The organism is Acinetobacter sp. Ac_5812, from assembly GCF_013072695.1.
In the GTDB taxonomy this organism is placed as follows: domain Bacteria; phylum Pseudomonadota; class Gammaproteobacteria; order Pseudomonadales; family Moraxellaceae; genus Acinetobacter.
Map to the genome: position 1 here is coordinate 546 of NZ_LXUK01000012.1, position 18,461 is coordinate 19,006.

At 40.0% G+C, this 18,461-nt stretch carries 18 protein-coding genes and 3 other RNA genes; 14 read left to right on the forward strand and 7 right to left on the reverse strand.

Translation table 11 applies throughout. The annotated features are described in order from the left end of the window. The 4 genes from A7P55_RS09155 to A7P55_RS09170 form a co-directional block, all read left to right on the forward strand. The coding region (locus tag A7P55_RS09155; RefSeq protein ID WP_252727846.1) for a YadA-like family protein at positions 1–2,524 on the forward strand (2,524 nt) is incomplete at its 5' end. Positions 2,525–2,589: 65 nt separating this feature from the next. Beyond that, the gene (locus A7P55_RS09160) at positions 2,590–3,381 is read left to right on the forward strand and encodes an OmpA family protein (protein WP_171551866.1); all 792 of its coding nucleotides are present in this window, start codon (positions 2,590–2,592) and stop codon (positions 3,379–3,381) included. Between the two features lie 419 nt (positions 3,382–3,800). Next, positions 3,801–4,001 (forward strand): hypothetical protein, encoded by a 201-nt coding sequence (locus tag A7P55_RS09165; RefSeq protein ID WP_171551867.1) that lies wholly within the window; start codon positions 3,801–3,803, stop codon positions 3,999–4,001. A gap of 230 nt (positions 4,002–4,231) precedes the next feature. After that, positions 4,232–5,470: a putative solute-binding protein gene (locus tag A7P55_RS09170; protein WP_171551868.1), complete on the forward strand. Its 1,239-nt coding sequence runs from the start codon at positions 4,232–4,234 to the stop codon at positions 5,468–5,470. Positions 5,471–5,689: 219 nt separating this feature from the next. Here the strand turns inward: A7P55_RS09170 and ssrS (A7P55_RS09175) are convergent. The 5 genes from ssrS (A7P55_RS09175) to A7P55_RS09195 form a co-directional block, all read right to left on the reverse strand. Next, positions 5,690–5,871, reverse strand: a non-coding RNA gene (ssrS, locus tag A7P55_RS09175) — 6S RNA. 137 nt (positions 5,872–6,008) lie between these two features. Further along, positions 6,009–6,197, reverse strand: a non-coding RNA gene (gene ssrS, locus A7P55_RS09180) — 6S RNA. 140 nt (positions 6,198–6,337) lie between these two features. Continuing rightward, a non-coding RNA gene (gene ssrS, locus A7P55_RS09185) (6S RNA) lies at positions 6,338–6,527 on the reverse strand. Between the two features lie 309 nt (positions 6,528–6,836). Next, positions 6,837–7,121 (reverse strand): cell division protein ZapA, encoded by a 285-nt coding sequence (locus tag A7P55_RS09190; protein WP_016163025.1) that lies wholly within the window; start codon positions 7,119–7,121, stop codon positions 6,837–6,839. 2 nt (positions 7,122–7,123) lie between these two features. After that, positions 7,124–7,678, reverse strand: a complete 555-nt coding sequence (locus tag A7P55_RS09195) for a hypothetical protein (protein WP_004808598.1) — start codon at positions 7,676–7,678, stop codon at positions 7,124–7,126. 66 nt (positions 7,679–7,744) lie between these two features. Between A7P55_RS09195 and A7P55_RS09200 the strand changes: the two genes are divergently transcribed. From A7P55_RS09200 to A7P55_RS09220, 5 genes are all read left to right on the forward strand, one after another. Beyond that, positions 7,745–8,377 carry a UPF0149 family protein gene (locus tag A7P55_RS09200; protein ID WP_171551869.1) on the forward strand — a complete coding sequence of 211 codons (633 nt, stop codon included), beginning with the start codon at positions 7,745–7,747 and terminating at the stop codon, positions 8,375–8,377. 69 nt (positions 8,378–8,446) lie between these two features. After that, positions 8,447–9,766, forward strand: a complete 1,320-nt coding sequence (gene pepP / locus A7P55_RS09205; RefSeq protein ID WP_171551870.1) for a Xaa-Pro aminopeptidase — start codon at positions 8,447–8,449, stop codon at positions 9,764–9,766. A gap of 722 nt (positions 9,767–10,488) precedes the next feature. Beyond that, positions 10,489–11,700, forward strand: coding sequence for a 2-octaprenyl-6-methoxyphenyl hydroxylase (gene ubiH / locus A7P55_RS09210; RefSeq protein ID WP_171551871.1), 1,212 nt, complete (start codon positions 10,489–10,491; stop codon positions 11,698–11,700). Then, positions 11,697–12,929, forward strand: a complete 1,233-nt coding sequence (locus tag A7P55_RS09215; protein ID WP_171551872.1) for an FAD-dependent monooxygenase — start codon at positions 11,697–11,699, stop codon at positions 12,927–12,929. The genes ubiH and A7P55_RS09215 overlap by 4 nt, the downstream gene beginning before the upstream one ends. 174 nt (positions 12,930–13,103) lie before the next feature. After that, positions 13,104–13,352: a hypothetical protein gene (locus A7P55_RS09220; protein WP_005295870.1), complete on the forward strand. Its 249-nt coding sequence runs from the start codon at positions 13,104–13,106 to the stop codon at positions 13,350–13,352. A gap of 24 nt (positions 13,353–13,376) precedes the next feature. Here the strand turns inward: A7P55_RS09220 and A7P55_RS09225 are convergent, their stop codons facing one another. After that, positions 13,377–13,826, reverse strand: coding sequence for a MerR family transcriptional regulator (locus A7P55_RS09225; RefSeq protein WP_171551873.1), 450 nt, complete (start codon positions 13,824–13,826; stop codon positions 13,377–13,379). A 61-nt stretch (positions 13,827–13,887) separates the two neighbouring features. Between A7P55_RS09225 and A7P55_RS09230 the strand changes: the two genes are divergently transcribed. After that, positions 13,888–14,529, forward strand: coding sequence for a cation transporter (locus A7P55_RS09230; protein WP_171551874.1), 642 nt, complete (start codon positions 13,888–13,890; stop codon positions 14,527–14,529). A 63-nt stretch (positions 14,530–14,592) separates the two neighbouring features. Here the strand turns inward: A7P55_RS09230 and rsmI are convergent, their stop codons facing one another. Then, positions 14,593–15,435, reverse strand: coding sequence for a 16S rRNA (cytidine(1402)-2'-O)-methyltransferase (gene rsmI / locus A7P55_RS09235; protein ID WP_171551875.1), 843 nt, complete (start codon positions 15,433–15,435; stop codon positions 14,593–14,595). A 16-nt stretch (positions 15,436–15,451) separates the two neighbouring features. Here rsmI and A7P55_RS09240 point away from each other — a divergent pair, with 16 nt between their 5' ends. The 4 genes from A7P55_RS09240 to A7P55_RS09255 all read left to right on the forward strand — a co-directional run bounded on the left by A7P55_RS09240 (position 15,452) and on the right by A7P55_RS09255 (position 18,459). Next, a complete protein-coding gene (locus A7P55_RS09240; RefSeq protein WP_171551876.1) occupies positions 15,452–16,384 on the forward strand; it encodes a penicillin-binding protein activator in 933 nt (310 codons plus the stop codon). A 12-nt stretch (positions 16,385–16,396) separates the two neighbouring features. Then, a complete protein-coding gene (locus A7P55_RS09245; protein WP_171551877.1) occupies positions 16,397–16,801 on the forward strand; it encodes a YraN family protein in 405 nt (134 codons plus the stop codon). Between the two features lie 71 nt (positions 16,802–16,872). Continuing rightward, positions 16,873–17,583 (forward strand): BON domain-containing protein, encoded by a 711-nt coding sequence (locus A7P55_RS09250; protein WP_171551878.1) that lies wholly within the window; start codon positions 16,873–16,875, stop codon positions 17,581–17,583. Positions 17,584–17,586: 3 nt separating this feature from the next. Then, the gene (locus A7P55_RS09255) at positions 17,587–18,459 is read left to right on the forward strand and encodes an alpha/beta hydrolase (RefSeq protein ID WP_171551879.1); all 873 of its coding nucleotides are present in this window, start codon (positions 17,587–17,589) and stop codon (positions 18,457–18,459) included. Positions 18,460–18,461: the final 2 nt, after the last annotated feature.

Consider the following 18,461-nt stretch of genomic DNA (forward strand, 5'->3'; position numbering starts at 1 on the left):
TGCCAACACAGGAGCGATCACTACCAATGACATTGGTGGTACCGGTTCGAACACGATTGATGGTGCAATCAGCAATGTGAATGCAGCTTCAAAAGCAGCGAAAACCACAGTGACAGCGGGTGACAATGTTGAAGTGACTTCAACAATTGATGCGAAAGATGGTCATACCAATTACGAAGTGAGGACTGCGAAAGAGGTCAACTTCGATAAAGTGACTGTCGGTAGTGTCGTTGTGGATAAGACTAGCAATACCATTGAAGGCTTGAGCAATAAAGACATCAAAGCTGGTGATTTTGCAACCAAGGGTAGAGCAGCGACTGAAGAGCAATTGAAGAGCGCAATCACGAGCAACATCACAGAGGTTGTTGATGGGAATGGCAACAAAGTCAATATTATTGACCAAGTTGTAAATAAGAACCCTGATAATAAGAACCAAGACTCATTGTTCTTAACCTACGATAAACAAGGTCAAGAAACGACAGATCGTCTGACGATTGGTCAAACGGTTCAGAAGATGAATACCGATGGTATTAAATTCTTCCATACCAATGCCGATACTTCTAAAGGTGATTTGGGTGCAACCAATGACTCAAGTGCAGGTGGTATCAACTCTACTGCAATTGGTGTAAATGCAATTGTTTCTACTGGCGCAGATAGTGCAGTTGCTTTAGGCCACAACAGTAAAGCTGGAGGAAAAGAGTCAATTGCAATTGGTCAAGGTGCCGAGGCATCTGGATTGCAATCAATCAGTATTGGTACTGGCAACAAAGTGAAAGGTGATCACTCTGGTGCGATTGGTGATCCAACAATTGTGGATGGTGCGAACAGTTATTCTGTGGGTAACAATAACCAAGTGCTTACAGATGATACGTTTGTACTTGGTAACAATGTGACCAAAACAGTAGCTGGCTCAGTGGTGTTGGGTAATGGCTCAGCGGCAACGACAGGCGCAGGAGTTGCAGGGTATACGTTATCTGCTATCACAAGTGCAGATAAGAAAGCTATTGATAAGACAACATCAACCACAGGTGCAGTTGCAGTAGGTGATGAGACGGGTGGTATCTATCGTCAAATTACGGGTGTTGCAGCAGGTAGCGCCGATGCTGATGCAGTGAACGTTGCTCAGTTGAAGGCTGTTGGTAATCAGGTTGTAAACACTCAAAATACATTGGTTAGTAGTTTGGGCGGCGGTGCTAAAGTTGAGGCAAATGGTGCGATCACAGGTCCTACTTATAATGTTGCTCAAGGCAAACAAACCAATGTTGGCGATGCTTTAACAGCGCTTGATAAAGCAATTGGCTCTGCCGCAACAACATCGAAAACTACAGTTTCTGATGGTCAAAATATTGTTGTGAAAAAGACCAAGAATACCGATGGTTCTGATAACTATGAGGTTGCAACAGCAAAAGACTTAACAGTTGATTCTGTGAAAGCTGGTAATACCGTGCTCAACAATGCTGGAATCACAATTGGTAATAATGAGGTTGTATTAAGCAACACAGGATTAACGATTAAGGATGGACCAAGTATAACGAACAAAGGTATTGATGCTGGTAAGCAACAGATAATTAATGTTAAGGCTGGTGTCAATGCAACTGATGCAGTAAACAAAGGCCAATTGGATAGCGCAATTAGCAATGTAAATAACAATGTGAATGAGCTTGCCAGTAATGCAGTGAAATATGATGATGCTACTAAAGGCAAGATTACATTGGGTGGAGGAGCAGATGGCACCACGATTACCAATGTGAAAGATGGTACTGTTGCACAAGGTTCTAAAGATGCAGTGAATGGTGGTCAATTGTGGAATGTTCAGAAGCAAGTTGATCAAAACTCAACTGATATTCAGAACATTAATAACAACATTAGTAACATCAACAACGGTAAGTCTGGTCTGGTTCAGCAGCAAACTGCAAATGGTGAAATTACGGTTGGTAAGGACACTGGTGGGACAAGCGTGAATATGGCTGGTAAAGATGGTGACCGTGTTGTAACAGGTGTTAAAGATGGCGCTATCAATGCAACATCTAAAGATGCGATCAATGGTTCTCAATTGAATGCAACAAACAAGAAAGTTGTAGAATTCTTGGGAGGTGGAGCTGGTTATGACAACATTACCAATAGCTTCACCAATCCAACTTACAATGTTGGAGGTAAAGATTACAACAATGTTGGCGGGGCGGTTGATGCTTTAAACAAAGCCGATCAAGCATTGGGTAGTCGAATTGATAACCTTGATAACAAACTTGAGCAAGCATTCTACTCAACCAATCAACGTATTGAAGATGTAGAGAAAAAAGCCAATGCAGGTATTGCAGCGGCAATGGCATTGGAAGCAGCGCCATATGTGGCTGGTAAATATACTTATGCAGCAGGTGCTTCTTATCATGGTGGTGAAAATGCAGTCGGTGTAACCTTACGTAAGACTGCGGATAATGGTCGTTGGTCAATCACGGGCGGTGTAGCTGCTGCATCACAAGGTGATCCAAGTGTACGTATCGGTATCAGTGGCGTAATTGACTAAGGGACTCGTTATGTAGGAGAGCCCTTAGGCTCTCCTCATCTCCAATAGATAAAGAGAGTTAAAATATGAAAAATATGATAAAAGCATTGGTTATCGGGATCACATCTTCTTTTGCAATGGCGACATTTGCAGCAGATGATGAAGTTGTTGTTCAACAAGAGGAAATCAAATTTCCAGTAGTTGAAAAGAGCTATCTCAAGCAAGTACAACGTTATGAATACGATAATGTTGCTCGTTTAGGAACAGGTTTAACCAAAGACCAAATCCGACATGTATTGGGAAACCCTCAATTTAGTGAAGGTCTGTTCTTTGTTAAAACTTGGAACTATGTATTAGATGTTCGTCAGCCGAATAGCCAAGATTATTTACGTTGTCAGTTGCGTGTAGACTTTGACAAGCAAGCATTATCAGAACGCTTGTCGTGGAAAGGCGAGGCCTGTGAAGGTTTAATGGCTTGGGGAGCTAATAATCAAGTTCCAGCAGATACCAATTTAAATAGTCTACGTTCATCAAGTGTATTTTTTGCATTTGATCGTTCAAATGCCAATGCAATTGAACAGGGGCCTAGTTTAGTGGCGGCAATTGCACAACGGATCAAACAAGCGCCAGCGAATAGTCCTGTAATTGTTGCTGGCTTTGCAGACCCTTTGGGTAAATTTGCCTATAACCATCAGTTATCAGCACAACGTGCCAATACCGTTGCTAAGCTGTTGGTCAATGAAGGTGTTGATGCGAATCGCATTCAAATTCAAGCCAATAGCCAAACGGATCTATACCAGCAATGTGCTGGACATAAGGCAAATAGCCAACTTGTAGGCTGCTTAGCTCCAAATCGACGTGTAAATATAAGCTGGTAAATTTATTCAATAAGAAATGGCTGCTTAAGGGTGGCCTTTTTTATTCCCGAATCATACCTGATGGTAAAAATTTCTCCTTAATTTGAGTGGTGTTCAGTACTTTGCTATTAGTGGTATTAATATTTGTCTATTTTTAAATCTTTTTTATTGTTTTTAATCTATTGATTTTATGTTATTTTTAATTTTCAGGTTTTATTTTGCATAAAAAATAATTTTCGTGAACTGTCTGACAATTTATTTTCGGTTTGTTTAAAAAGTGATCTAATATGCGCCGCATGAAATAACATTTTCAGATGTCAATTTCATGTATTTAAATAATTAGATTGAATATTTGTGGGGTAAGTAACGAGAGTGGTTTCACTTCTTGGCTTGATAAAAATATTCAAATTTTTTAAAGCAGTTTTATAGAGGGAAAAACAATGTTGGATTCTAAAGAACTTATTGTACTTGATCAGATACTTGTCCTCACCAAAGAAGGCAAAAATGATTTAGTTTATGAAAATGACACATTATTAAAAGTAAAGATGATCTCGAATCAACATATTGTGGTCGAAGATGATCAACAGACCAATTTTTTATTAAAGCGACAAGATGAAAATGTAGTTTGGTCGTTTATTTAAGCCGAGAAGAATAGCATCTGAGTCGAACAAGTTGGTCATAAAACTTTGCTATTCAATGGCTTATTTTTTTGTGTAATTCTGTGATTTGGATGTTTATTCTCATATAACGAGTATTTTTTTGTATTTTGACTCAATTGACACCATCCAAAGAAAAGCAGTCAATTCTATTTGTATGTTTTATCCTTAATTTGAATAAAACTATTGGGAAATAGCTAAGGATGGAACAGGCGATGCAAAATAATAAATTCACGACATTTTTGAGGCCTTTCGCTGTGTCATGTATCTTGGCATCATCATTTGGGGTGATAAGTCCAAGTTATGCTGCACCCGAAGGGAAACTAGACTTAACGCTTTCTCCGCATTCACAAAATAAAGTTAAGCAATTATTAAACGATCCCAAAACTTGGCAACAGATTCCTAAACAAGTCACTTTATGCGTGTTTTCTCCGAATGGTGAGCATAGTGAAGCATTTGAGCAAGCAACTAGTTACATCACAGAAATTCCAAGTATTGTCCGTGTAGCCAAACAGTTTGGTGTGAATATGAACGTGACACGTCCTTCACATTTACAATTCAAATTAGACTTTGATTACCCAAAATTGAAAAAGCAAGCATCGACTGTGGTCAATCTCAAGGTCTATACCAATGAAGCTGTATTAACTGAAGATTTCCGTAGTAAACGTTGTGATGGGGCTGGAATTAGTAACCTACGCGCAAAACAGTTTAATAAGTTTGTGGGCAGTGTCGATGCGATTGGTGCATTACAAACCTATAAGCAGCTCAGTTCAGTGATTCAGGTTTTGGCTAATCCAAAATTTGATGAAAAGATGACAAATAATGATTATGAAGTGGTTGGAATTGTGCCGTTAGGTGCAGCCTATATCATGGTGACTGATCGTAATATTAATACTTTAGCTAAAGCCGCAGGTAAGAAAGTTGCCGTTTTCCAATTTGATGAAACTCAAAAAAAATTGGTACAAAATGTGGGGGCACAACCGGTCTCTGTTGATTTGGTGACAGTAGGTGGTAAATTTAATAATAAAGAAGTTGATATCATGGCGGGACCAGCCATTTTATTTGAGCCGCTTGAGTTACAAAAGGGTATGACTGATAAAGCAGGTAAGGCCGTTGGTGGAATTATTAAATTTCCTGTGATTCAGGTGACAGGGACGCTGATTATGCACCGTAATAAGTTTCCAGCAGGCATGGGATCGATTGCACGTGAAGTCATTTCTAAGCAGTTAAATCCTGCATTTGAATTTGTCGATAAGATTGAAGCAAAAATTCCTGATAAATTTTGGTTGAAATTGAATGAAAGCGACAAACCTGGTTATGTTCGATTGATGCGTGAAGCGCGGATTCAAATGACCAAAGAAGGTTTTTACGACAAAGATATGATGAAGTTGTTGAAACAGGTACGCTGCTCACAAGACCCAAGCAATTATGAATGTGCTTTGAAAGATGAGTAGTTTAGTTTAAACCATTCAGCTTAAGCCACCTTCGGGTGGTTTTTATGTAGATAAAATTACTTGTAGAGGACGTATAAATATTCTTAATGGGTGAAAATTAGGGGGAATGGTGTTGGGTTTGTTACTAGAGAGGTTTAAAAGGAGTCTGCTTTAAACAGTAGAAAATCAAATTGGATTTTTTTATAACGATTTAATTTAATTATTATTTGTTTTAAAAATAAATACTCCAGAAGTGCCGCTGCATGGTCGTTACCCTGAACCCGATGAGTTCAAGGTGGAGGTGACGCATACTTAATGGGTTTCCTACTCGAGGCAGGCATACACTCAAAATACACAGAACACATCCATAAATTTAAGTATCGGCAGGGGAATAGACGTACTGGCGAACACCCTAGAGATGTTTCCTATTATAGTTAAATCAACAACGACCACAAGAGTTAAATATTGTGATTTGTATGTTTTACTAACAATTAGAAAATTAAGTTTAATAAGATTATAAAATCTAAAAACAGGATAAATCGTTATTTGAAATAAAATATGGGTCTCCAAAATGCCGCTGCATGTCTTTACCCTTGAACACTAAGGTTCAAGGTGGAGAGCGCTGTATATTATCTGGGTTTCCTACTCAGGGTAGGCATACACGCTAAATATTCAGAAACGCTTTCCGATTAAGAAGGATATCACGGCTCAGGGGAATCAGACCGGCTGGCGTACACCTCAGAGATGTTTCTAATTATAGTGAAATTAGGGACTGTCGCAAGGGGAGAAAATAGAGAGATTTGTAAGTTTAAGTTTACAGTTAAGATGTTAAATAGAAGTGAATGAATTGAAAAATATAATAAATAAATCGATTTTTTAATCAAGAAAATAATCTCCAGAAGTACCGCTGCATGTCTTTACCCTTGAACACTAAGGTTCAAGGTGGAGAGCGCTGTATATTGTCTGGGTTTCCTACTCAGGGTAGGCATACACGCTAAATATTCAGAAACGCTTTCCGATTAAGAAGGATATCACGGCTCAGGGGAATCAGACCGGCTGGCGAGTACTCCAGAGATGGATTGCATTATAGTGAACTCTGACGATGTTGCAAGGACTCCACTAATATTATTTGTAAGTATAGCTTAACAATATGTAAGCTTATGTTTAGGTCTTTCATGCATGAAAAGAGGCAGATTATTCATTTTTTTCTGAATAATATTTAAAAAATAAATATATGAATTGACTTTATGCTAGTACTTTAATTGAGGTCAAAAGACAGAGAAGTGATAAAAATTACAATTGGAGTAAGATAAAAAGGAGAAATTATTTTTGTGTCAAAGCTTGTTTAATAAAAAAGCCTGAAATTTGTATTTCAGGCTTTTTTCATTCAGATACTTTGTTCAACATCTTCTAGAATAGTTTCTAAAAGCCGTTCACAATGGGCGTACTGTTGCAAAGATTTATTTAAGCTAAACACTTCTTGTGCCATTTGTAACGCAACCATAATCACAAGCTTATTATGTTCAACTCGTGGGGCACTACGACGCATGTCATGGAATTTTTGATTAAGTAGCTCTGCGGCACGCTCTAACTCTTCACGTTTTTCTTCTGTCGTATTAAGACGGAAAGTCTGTTCAATTAAGCGAAGTTCGACAACGATTGGTTCACTCATGATCAGATCTCCTCTTGGGTTTCAGCATTTGGGTGTGCAAGCTGCTGAATTTCTTGTGCGTGCTGATCCTGTGCTGTGCCTAAAATTGAAAGGCGCTGAATAATAGCTTCGACTTTAGATTTTGCTAGCTCATTTTTTTGTAATAAGCGATCACGATCCTGTTGTAAATCTTGAATCTCTTGCTGACTATGGCGTTGTTGTGCTTGTAATTTTTCTTTATTGACACGTAGGTCATTACGCTCAGCCAAGATTTCTTGGAAGCGATTTTTCAAATCAGTGGTGCTTTTCTCTAAGCGGCTATAACGTTCCGCTAAAGTTGTTGCATCTTGATTCAGTTGTTTAAATTGATCTTGTAACTGAGTCAGTTGTTCAGTTAAGTTATCAACTTCTTCCTGCTTTTGCGTGATGATGCTATTTTTCTGCACAATTTGTGCATGTTGGTCCGTTTCAGCTAATTGCTTAGCTTCGGTGAGCGAAGTATTTTCTCGCTCTAAGTGATGTAAGCGTGTTTTTAAAACACCAATATGCGCTTGTAGACGCTGTAATTGTTCTAACATAACGAAGGTCGCACAGAGTTGCAATCAAAGGTAATATATACAGCAGTATAGAGGTTGGATAAACGAATGCAAGACGATATTTCAGGTTGGACAGAATGGAATGCTCATTTTGATGGGATTGAAGAAATTTCAAGCCCAAGTGAGTTACACGGTTTACTAACTGGTATAGTTTGTGTGACACAAGCGCCGACTGAAGATGAATGGTCACAAATCTTAAACACCCTGAATGTGCCTGCTTTACAGCCAGAAGCATTGCAAAGTTTAACCGATGAAGCAGAAGATGTGGCACATGCTTTATCGGATGATGAATTAGATTATTTACCGATGCTCCCAGATGACAACCATTTGCTCGCTGATCGTGTTCAAGCATTGGCGGATTGGTGTGCAGGCGTGGTACTCGGTTTTGGTTTGGCTTCTGGTCATATTCGTGCAGAAGAGCAAGAGTTGATTGAGCATTTACAAGATGTTGCAGCCGTCGAGTTTGAAGATTCGGATAATGATGAAGAGGGTGAAGAAAGCTATCAGGAACTGTATGAGTTTGTACGTTTAATTCCTGTGAGCTTGTCGATTGGCCGTACAAAGATTCCTGTAGCTGAAAGTTCATTATTGCAAAACTTTCATGCCAAAAGCAGAAATCAGGACGATGCGGTTGACCCACAAACTGTAGTCGAAATGTTTACCCCACATCGTCCGAGTTAACTCGGGCGGTGCCTTAACACCTTATAAATAACGATACTTACAATCATTCATCTTCATCAGAAGGACTATATGAAATTAAGTCAAGCCGATTTTAAACAACGTCGTGATCTTCTCGCTAAAAAAATAGGTAGCAATAGCATTGCAATTATTGCGACACGAGCAGAAATGTATCGTAATCGCGATGCTGATTATAAATATCGTGCCGACAGTAGTTTTTATTATCTCACTGGATTTGCCGAGCCAGAGGCGGTTGCGGTTATTGAAACCTTTGCCGAAGGTGAGGAGTATAGCTACAGTTTGTTCTGCCGGGAACGTGACCGTGAAATGGAAATCTGGCATGGCTATCGTGCAGGTATTGATGGCGCGATTGAAATTTATGATGCAGATGAAGCTTATGCGATTGACTTATTAGATGAAGAAATCATCGAAAAACTTCTAAATAAACAGCGTCTTTACTATCGTATTGGTCAGCAAGCTGAGTTTGATGCACGTGTCAGTCAGTGGATTCAAAAGGCGGATGCAGAACAGCGTCGTGGTAGTGCTGCACCAGCTGAGTTGATTCAGCTAGATCGTATTGTTGATGAAATGCGCCTGAAAAAATCAGCACAAGAAATTGAGTTGATGCAGATCGCCTCGAATATCAGTGCCGAAGCACATACTCGTGCTATGCATACTGTTAAACCTGAGATGATGGAGTATGCACTGGAAGCGGAACTCAATTATATTTTTGGGAAAAATGGTTGCGTGCCATCGTATAACAGTATCGTTGGTGGCGGTGAAAATGCCTGTATTTTGCATTATGTTGAAAACAACAAGCCACTAAAAGATGGTGATTTAGTACTCATTGATGCAGCATGTGAATATGAATTCTATGCGTCTGATATTACGCGTACATTCCCTGTCAATGGTAAGTTTAGCCCTGAACAAAAGGCTTTGTATAATATTGTGTTAGACGCTCAGCTCGCTGCAATTGATGCGACGCGTATCGGCAATCATTATAAATATCCGCATCAAGTTGCAGTAAAAATCTTAACCCAAGGTTTGGTTGATCTTGGTTTGATGAGTGGCGATGTCGATGAATTGATTGAAAGCGAAACATTTCGTCAGTTCTTTATGCATGGTACAGGCCATTGGTTGGGTATGGATGTACATGATGTCGGTGCATACAAGAGTGGTGAAGATTGGCGTGCTTATGAAGTAGGCATGGTCGTAACCGTTGAACCTGGTTTATATGTCGCACCCGATGATGAAACGGTTGATGCAAGATGGCGTGGTATCGGCATTCGTATCGAAGACGATATTGTCGTAACTGAAAATGGACCATTGGTTTTGACTAAAAATGTAGTTAAAACTGTTGAAGAGATTGAGAGCTTGATGGCAGCGAATTAAGTTGAGGTTGAGAAAAAGGTCTATCGATTGATAGGCCTTTTTATTTACCCTAAGTTTAACTTAAAATTTTTCTAACTTATTGAAAAAATATCTTTGTGGAATCTTCTTGAGTAATCATCCAATTTTAGGATAAGCCGTCGGCTGGACCTACTTTTGTTTCTGCAAAAGTAGGCAAAACCATTGTCATCCGCAAAACTCGTTGCTTGCTGTCAGCTAATTTAATGAGTCGCAGAAACAATACCTGATTAATGGAGTCCTGTCTCAAACAGTTGCGGATGACATTTCCGAGTATCATATTATTGTCGAACTCAGATTATCTAGTTTGATGCTCAAAACAACTTTTGAATATATTTTAAAAACATAGACCAAACAAAGTACAAATTCCCTTCCTGATTTAAGTTAGAGTAAGATAGGCTAGGGTCTATTGATAGTTCACAAATGCTTGCGACAGTGGACATTTTTTAGGTGATACAAGGCATGGCTTATGCAATTTAGTCATTCTAAATAAATAAGCCGTAACGCCGTAGCGACAAAAAATGTTCCTGTCCCGTAGGGTTATGGCTAAAACTTCCTTAAACTTTGTTATGAAACTTGACAAGGGAGTGGCCATTGCCTACGTTTCATGCCTCGTTTAAGTTGTTTTAGCCTATAACGCAACGCATAGATGAACTATCAATAGACCCTTAACATCAAGTCATGAAAAACTAATAAGGAATAATATTATGCAGCAACAAGTCATCATTGTTGGTGGAGGTATGGTTGGACTCAGCCTTGCTTTAATGTTGGCAAAATCTAATATCGCAGTAAAGCTATTAGAAGCTGTGAAATATCCGAATTACGATGACGAAAATGTTGCCCCTTATCATTCCAGTTTTGATGCACGTAATACCGCATTGTCGCGTCGTAGTGTACAGATTTACCAAAAATTGGGTTTATGGGAAGCCTTACAGCAACATGCTACCCCAATTCTGCAAGTGCATATTACCGAGCAGGGTAGTTTTGGTAAGGCACGTTTAGTGGCAGAACAAGAAAAAGTAGAAAGCTTTGGACAGGTGATTGAGAATGCATGGTTAGGTCGTGTATTGCTGACTCAGGTTCGTCAGCAGCCGTTGATTGAGTTGATTGATGGTGTGCAAGTCACCTCACTCACACAAGATGCAGACCAAGTCCAAATTGAAGCGATGCGAAATGGTGAATATATTCATTCGCTAAAATCCAAATTAGTGATTGCGGCAGATGGTCGTGATTCTTTCTGCCGACAGGCCATTGGCGTGGGTGTCGATGAGCATGATTATGACCAAGTCGCGATTGTGACTACTGTACAGACTTCTAAGCCGCACCAGCACGTAGGCTTTGAACGCTTTAGCGCATTGGGACCATTGGCATTGTTACCATTACCGGGTGAATACCGTCGTTCAGTGGTGTGGCCTGTGAAAAAAGGTACTGAAGCAGAATGGTTAGGTGAAGAAAATGATCAACATTTCCTTGATGCTTTACAGGAAACCTATGGTGACCGTGCTGGAAAATTTGAAAAAACAGGTAAGCGTTTTAGCTATCCATTGTCACAAGTGTTAGCAGATAAGCAAGCCGTTGGGCGTGTGGTGCTGATGGGCAATGCCGCACATACCATTCATCCAGTGGCAGGACAAGGTTTTAACCTGTGCTTGCGTGATGCAGATGTGTTGGTTCGTTTCCTGATGGAGCAACTGGCGAAGTCAGATGATATTGGTGCGCCTGAAAATTTATTGGCCTATGAACAATCACGTTTGAAAGATCAGCAACGGGTGATTAAGTTCTGTGATTCAGTGGTACGTGGTTTTAGTAATCAAAATCCAATTCTCAAGTTATTACGTAATACAGGACTGATCGCATTTGATGTGATTCCGGGTGTTAAGCCTTTGGTTGCTAACTATGCAATGGGGCTAAAAGCATGAGCGAAATGTTAGATGTCGTCATCGTTGGTGGTGGTTTAGTCGGTGGTTTAACGGCTTTGTTACTCTCGCAAGGTGGGGTACAAGCGACGGTGTTGGATGCTGCACCTGTACTTGATCAAGACAAAACACTGGCGGTGATGAATCCACGGGTATTGGCACTGAGTCAGGCGACCATACATCTGCTTAAAACCGTCGATGTCTGGGATAATTTAGCACGTCAAATGCCTTATTCAGGCATGCAAGTCTGGAATAAAAATGGCTATGGTGAAATTAATTTTGGACATACATCTGAACAGCAACCGCAGCCTGATCAGGCTTTAGGTTCAATGGTTGAGCCAAGTGTTTTAAATGTTGCGATTCAACAAAAAATGTTGCAGCAGCTCAACGATTATCGTACTCAAGTCAAAGTGGTTCGTATTGAGCAAATTCCTCAAGGTTGGTCGATTCAATTGGCGGATGGCTCAACATTAAAAACGAAGTTGCTCATTGGTGCAGATGGGGCGAATTCTTTTGTACGTGAGCAGGCGTATATCGATTTAGATGTCTTGGATTACCAGCAAGCTGCGATCAGTTGTGCGATTAAAACCACTAAACCCAATCAATATGTCGCTCGTCAGATATTCTTGCCGACAGGGCCATTGGCTTATTTACCTATGGCCAGTTTGGACGCACAAGAGAATGGCTATTGGCAGTCGATAGTCTGGACATTGCCCGATGATTATGCGGATGAGTATTCAGCATTAAGTGATCAAGATTTTAAGCAATTATTGACGCAAGAAAGTTTGCATATGTTAGGAGACGTGGTCGAGGTCCGTTCTCGGGCTCAATTTCCACTGAAAGCACGTGCTGCTCAGCGTTATATTAAATCAGGTCTGGCATTGATTGGTGATGCTGCGCATGTGATTCACCCTTTGGCTGGACAGGGTGTGAATATTGGTTGCTTAGATGCCGCAGTACTGTGTGATGTATTACTGCACGATTTAAAGCGTGGTGTGTGGGCCAATGATCAAACCTTATTACGTTATGAACACCAGCGTAAAGGGCAGAATGATGCCATGATGCATAGTATGTCTGCGATTGGATGGCTGGAAAGTTCGGAGCTATTTCCCTTTGTTTGGGCGCGAAATTTCGGCTTAAAACAAGTTGAACAATTCGATTGGTTCAAAGATCGTTTTATGCAACAAGCCAATGGATTAGGGACATTGAAAGACACACAATATGCGTGTTAAAAAATAGTAGATATTTTTTAAACAATCATTTATAAATCAGAGTGAATTTGGTCGCAAAAAATACGATTTAATCAAGATTGTACTTTGCGAATTGACGAGAGCTTGCTAAATTTCACCAAGTTCTGATGGCCAAATAGCGATGATGAGAAATTTAGTCATTGTGGGGAGATTAATATGACGGAAATGAATGATTACGACGACAACACAGAAGATTCTGCTGTAGACGACGAAGAGGCGAAAGCTGCAGAAACTGGTGCAGATAGCGAAGAGTCGAGTGCGAATGATACTGATCTTGCTGAAGCAGAGAGCTTAACAGTGACTGCCAAGCTGAAACAGCGTCAAGCTTTAGAAGATGAAGTTGCTGCATTTCTAGCGAGAGGTGGGCGCATTACTGAAGTTCCTCCTGATGAACATCAAGATTAAGTCAGTTATGACATAGAAAGGGCATCACGTTTGTGATGCTTTCTTCTGCTGATGTGATTCATGTTCACACTCATGCGGTTGGTGTAACTCTTTTAAAATGCCACATTGTTCAATGGTACGATGCTGTGAACATTGTTGTTTTAAATGGCTCAGATCTTGTTTCAGATGTTCTAGATTTCTAATTTTTTGTGAAACTTCTGCGAGATATTGATCAATCAGATGATCGACCTGCATACAGGTTTGATTTGGATCTTCGGCTAAGCCCTTGAGTTTTTGAATATCCTGTAAGGTGATGCCCAATTCTCGACAGTGCTTCAAAAATAATAGCTCTGAAAGCATCTGTTCCGAATAATGACGATAATTTCCCGCCGTTCGTTTAGCTTTTTCAAGTAATCCAATCTTTTCATAATAACGTATGGTGTCGACAGATACGCCTGCTTTTTTTGCCAATTGTCCAATGCTAAAACTGATCATGCTTGACTCTGGAGTTACTCTAGGGTTTTAAATCACTATAAAAGATTATGTGAGAAAAGTCATGGCAGGATGTGGATGTAATACAGCATGTGCCCCAGCAAAACAAATTAGTCCAAAATTTAGAAAAGCATTGTGGATTGCACTAGTGCTCAATGCACTGATGTTCTTTGTCGAGATTATTGGGGGATCACAAGCACGATCTGTATCACTGTGGGCAGATGCGCTGGATTTTGCAGGTGATGCAGCAAACTATGCTATCTCACTAGCTGTGTTATCAATGACCTTATATTGGCGAGCTACTGCGGCCTTAGTCAAAGGGATAACTATGGCCGCTTTCGGTATTTTCGTGATTGTTAAAGTGTTTTGGTCATTGTGGTTAGGGCTAACGCCTGAGCCGATGTTGATGGGCGCAATTGGTGTACTGGCATTGGCTGTCAATGTCATTTCTGCGCTGATGCTCTACGCCTTCCGTGATGGCGATGCCAATATGCGTTCGGTATGGTTATGTAGTCGGAATGATGCAATCGCCAATATTGCCATTATCATCGCAGCTGTTGGTGTGTTTGGAACAGGAACCATGTTTCCTGATTTGTTTGTGGCCTTTATTATCGCGTATTTGGGTGTTTCTTCTGGTTTGGTTGTGATTAAGCAAGCGAGAGCGGAAAGAAAACTAGATCAGGTTAATATCATGACTAAGGCCTAAGGCACATTGTTGTTATTTCAAATTGAGATGATAAGGGGAGATTGTTTAATCTCCCCTTATGTTTTATTCATCTTGTTGAGTGAGTTCTAAAGCCCGCTGATAAGCCACTTTCTTTTTTATACCGGTCAAGTCAGCAGCTAATTGTGACGCGGCTTTTACCGATAAATCCTGTAATAAGCGTTTTAACAATGCATCCAGTTTATCTTGCTCTAGGTCTTTTTCGGCAGATGCTCCACCGACCACGACCACAATTTCACCCTTTTCTTGGTTGTGATCATTTTCGATAAAAGTAACCAATTCTTGTAAAGTCATCTTCTTGATGGTTTCAAAAGTTTTGGTAATTTCGCGGGCAAAACCAACAGGTCGGTCTTCACCAAAAACTTGCACCATATTTTTGATGCTGTCTAAAATACGATGAGGTGCTTCGTAGAAAATCAAGGTCTGGGTTTCATCCTTGAGCTTTTCAAGCTGGCTGATTCGTTGCGATGCTTTCGATGGTAAAAAACCCTCAAAGCTAAAGCGGTCACTCGGTAAACCCACTGCACTTAATGCCGCAATTGCTGCACAAGCACCCGGTACTGGAATGACCCTAATCCCATGCTCTTGAGCTGCACGAACCAGCTTAAAACCTGGGTCGCTAATCAGGGGCGTACCAGCATCACTGATTAATGCAACATTTTCTCCTTTTAACATTCTTTGGAGAAGTTGATCAATTTTGTTACTTTCGTTGTGATCATGACACGCTGTGAGTGGAGTTGAGATATTATAATGTTTGAATAATTGAGCAGATTGACGAGTGTCTTCTGCGGCAACTACCGATACAGATTTTAAAATATCAATTGCACGAAAGGTCATGTCATCTAAGTGCCCAATCGGGGTTGCTACAACAAATAATTGAGCACTCATAAAAGGTAACTCCCTAATGTATTACAAAAAATATTGGCTGCTACTATGTTTGGCGGCATGTGTGAGTCCAGTTTATGCGGACGTACTGGTGATTCTACCTGAATCTGGTACGATGGCGCGAGCTGGTCAGAGCATCAAACGTGGTTTCTTGAGCGCTTATACAGCATCTGGCAGCAAAGAAAAAATCATTTTTGTAGATTCAGCAAAAAACAACATAGATACGATTTTTAAGAAAAGGGTCAATAGTAAGACTCGACTGATTGTTGGACCATTGGCACGACCTGAAATTGAAACTGTCATGCAACAGAATCCAGCAATTCCTGTAATTGCATTAAATGATGTGAATAACCAGACCACCAATGTATGGCAATTCAGTTTGGCAAAGCAACATGATGCGGTTGCATTAACTCAATTATTGAAGAAAGACAAAACTAAAAACTTATTGGTATTGCGCCAAGCTGGAACTGAATCTGCAACAGAACTATTTATGATGGCACTCATGTCTGAATTTGGCTCTGATATTCATGTCGTTAACGAACTACCCAAAAAACTTGCGCGTAGAGAAGGACTGTTATTGTTGGGTGATCAACAGTGGTTAGAACAATTAGGTCCATTACCTGAAAAAAATATTTATGCTACAGCCTTGAGTATTGAACAAGACAAGAGCATTCCGATGGGGCTCAGTTTTTGTGATACACCAGCTTTATATAACGGACAATGGGCAGACTTAATCGCTGCATATAAAGAACAACCAGAAAATATGGCGTTTCAACGCTTATTGGCCTTTGGTGGTGATGCATGGAGTATTAGTCAGCAATTTTTAAATAGTCCAGATCGACACTTTTCCTTTGAAGGCCGAACAGGGGCAATTGATGTGAAAGACGGGAAAGTCTATCGCCAACCTTATTGCTATCAACAGCAGAAAAAGGGTATTCAAGCATTAAAATAAGATCGGACAGGTATGTCACAACAAGTACATGATTTAGGGCAATGGGCTGAACAGAAAGCACTTGCTCTTTTACAGTCCAAACAATATCTATGTGTAGCGCGGAATTATCATTCACGTTATGGGGAAATTGACTTAATCGTTGAACGGGATAAGGAACTCGTTTTTGTCGAAGTCAAAGCCAGATCGAAAACAAGTTATGCGAAAGCCTGTGAGGTGATTTCACTTGCTCAGCAAGGTAAAATTATTAAGACAGCACAATTTTTTTTACAGAAATCTCCACATTATGATGACTTTGATTGTCGTTTTGATGTGATTTGTTTTGATTTTCCACAGAAAATTGCAAAAACAGTACAACCAGATTTTTCAAAATTGCAGTATGATCAGCAATGGATTGAGCACGCATTTACTTTAGACTAATTAAGAAGTCTAATCTAAAGCTAAATATTGAAAATTGAACAAATTTGTTTGTAGATAGGGAGTCTTGCCAAGTGTTAAAACGTTTATCGATTACGTTGCTTTGCGCTGCAAGTTTATCGGGATGTGCTAGTTTTATTTCTGGTGGCACAGGAAGTTCACCCGTTGGAACGAACAGTGGTGAACGTAGTCTTGGGCAGATTTTTATTGATTCTTCGATCAAGCGTACTGCAAATATTAATTTGTACAAATTAGATCACCGCTTTAAACAGTCACGTATCAACATTGAAAGTTTCCACAGCAATGTTCTATTGACAGGACAAGTTCCAGATCCATATTTAAAACAATTGGCAGAAGATAACTTACGCTCAATGTCAGATGTAAAAGCCGTACATAACTATATTTCGGTAGGTGACAAGGTCGGTTATAACACCATCATGCAAGATGCGACTGTGACTGCAAATACCCGCGGTTTGTTGATGAAAGCCCCTGTAGTATCTGACAGTAAAGTATTAGTACATACCGAAAATGGCGTGTTGTACGTGATGGGACGTTTAAATACTGCTGAATCAAGAGATTTAGATGACGTCTTACAAAAAGTTGGAAATGTGACTAAAATTGTGACACTCATTGACAATACGGATCAACCTTCTGGTACCGTAGCAAGTTCAACCGCGGCAGCGCCGATGGTCGGAACAGCAACGACACAGCCTTTAGTTGAGACACCTGTTGCAATTGATCCAGATCAGGCGGACCCTGCGACCATTACTCCAACTAATCCTTAATTTATGAAGCAACTTATCCAACAAGTACAAGAAAATGTAATAAAGGCGAAAAACCTCTATCAGGAGTTTCGCCTTTATGATTTTGCTAGCTACTCGATTAATTACCTGACACCCAAAGATACCTTTGAAAAAGAAGAGCATCTTGCCTATGGATTGAAAGCAAGACAGCGTTTAGATCTGTATCGAACTAAAAAACCTAAAACGCAAAGACCGCTGATTATATTTGTACATGGTGGTTCTTGGCAGCATGGTAACAAACGCGAGTATCTGTTTATTGGGGAAACGTTTGCCCGTGAAGGTTATGATGTTGCAGTGATTAATTACCACCTTGCACCTGAACATATCTTCCCGACTTTTATTGATGATATTGCGCAAGCCATTCATTATTTAAATCAAAATCAGGCCAAGCTCAATATTTCGACAGATAACATCATTTTAATGGGGCATTCTGCGGGTGCGTTTAATGTGATGTCTGTGGTGTATTCTGCCTATTCACAAAATTTTAAATACAAAGAAAATATTAGAGCAATTGTGGGGATGGCTGGGCCTTATCACTTTGATTATAAGGGTGATCCTTTAGCTGAACATGCTTTTGATCAGAAAGTATCGTATCAACAAGTGATGCCGTATTACTTTATTGAGCCGAATCAAATTAAGCATTATTTGCTGATGGCTGAACAAGATCAGTTGGTTGGCAAAGAAAATAGTTTTGATCTGGATAAAGCACTCAGAGAAAAAGGCAATCATAGTCATATCGCCGTGATTCCAAAGACAGGGCATATCACCATTGTTGCGACACTGGCAAGTTTAATGAGCCATTATTTCAAAACCAAACGGACTATTCTGCACTTTTTGGATGAAGCCTTAGACCCTTAATC

Excerpts from the sequence above, each read along its gene's own strand:
- A7P55_RS09160 (WP_171551866.1), top strand. The coding sequence starts at position 2,590 with ATGAAAAATATGATAAAAGCATTGGTTATCGGGATCACATCTTCTTTT.
- A7P55_RS09165 (WP_171551867.1), top strand. The coding sequence starts at position 3,801 with ATGTTGGATTCTAAAGAACTTATTGTACTTGATCAGATACTTGTCCTC.
- A7P55_RS09170 (WP_171551868.1), top strand. The coding sequence starts at position 4,232 with ATGCAAAATAATAAATTCACGACATTTTTGAGGCCTTTCGCTGTGTCA.
- A7P55_RS09190 (WP_016163025.1), bottom strand. The coding sequence starts at position 7,121 with ATGAGTGAACCAATCGTTGTCGAACTTCGCTTAATTGAACAGACTTTC.
- A7P55_RS09195 (WP_004808598.1), bottom strand. The coding sequence starts at position 7,678 with ATGTTAGAACAATTACAGCGTCTACAAGCGCATATTGGTGTTTTAAAA.
- A7P55_RS09200 (WP_171551869.1), top strand. The coding sequence starts at position 7,745 with ATGCAAGACGATATTTCAGGTTGGACAGAATGGAATGCTCATTTTGAT.
- pepP (WP_171551870.1), top strand. The coding sequence starts at position 8,447 with ATGAAATTAAGTCAAGCCGATTTTAAACAACGTCGTGATCTTCTCGCT.
- ubiH (WP_171551871.1), top strand. The coding sequence starts at position 10,489 with ATGCAGCAACAAGTCATCATTGTTGGTGGAGGTATGGTTGGACTCAGC.
- A7P55_RS09215 (WP_171551872.1), top strand. The coding sequence starts at position 11,697 with ATGAGCGAAATGTTAGATGTCGTCATCGTTGGTGGTGGTTTAGTCGGT.
- A7P55_RS09220 (WP_005295870.1), top strand. The coding sequence starts at position 13,104 with ATGACGGAAATGAATGATTACGACGACAACACAGAAGATTCTGCTGTA.
- A7P55_RS09225 (WP_171551873.1), bottom strand. The coding sequence starts at position 13,826 with ATGATCAGTTTTAGCATTGGACAATTGGCAAAAAAAGCAGGCGTATCT.
- A7P55_RS09230 (WP_171551874.1), top strand. The coding sequence starts at position 13,888 with ATGGCAGGATGTGGATGTAATACAGCATGTGCCCCAGCAAAACAAATT.
- rsmI (WP_171551875.1), bottom strand. The coding sequence starts at position 15,435 with ATGAGTGCTCAATTATTTGTTGTAGCAACCCCGATTGGGCACTTAGAT.
- A7P55_RS09240 (WP_171551876.1), top strand. The coding sequence starts at position 15,452 with ATGTATTACAAAAAATATTGGCTGCTACTATGTTTGGCGGCATGTGTG.
- A7P55_RS09245 (WP_171551877.1), top strand. The coding sequence starts at position 16,397 with ATGTCACAACAAGTACATGATTTAGGGCAATGGGCTGAACAGAAAGCA.
- A7P55_RS09255 (WP_171551879.1), top strand. The coding sequence starts at position 17,587 with ATGAAGCAACTTATCCAACAAGTACAAGAAAATGTAATAAAGGCGAAA.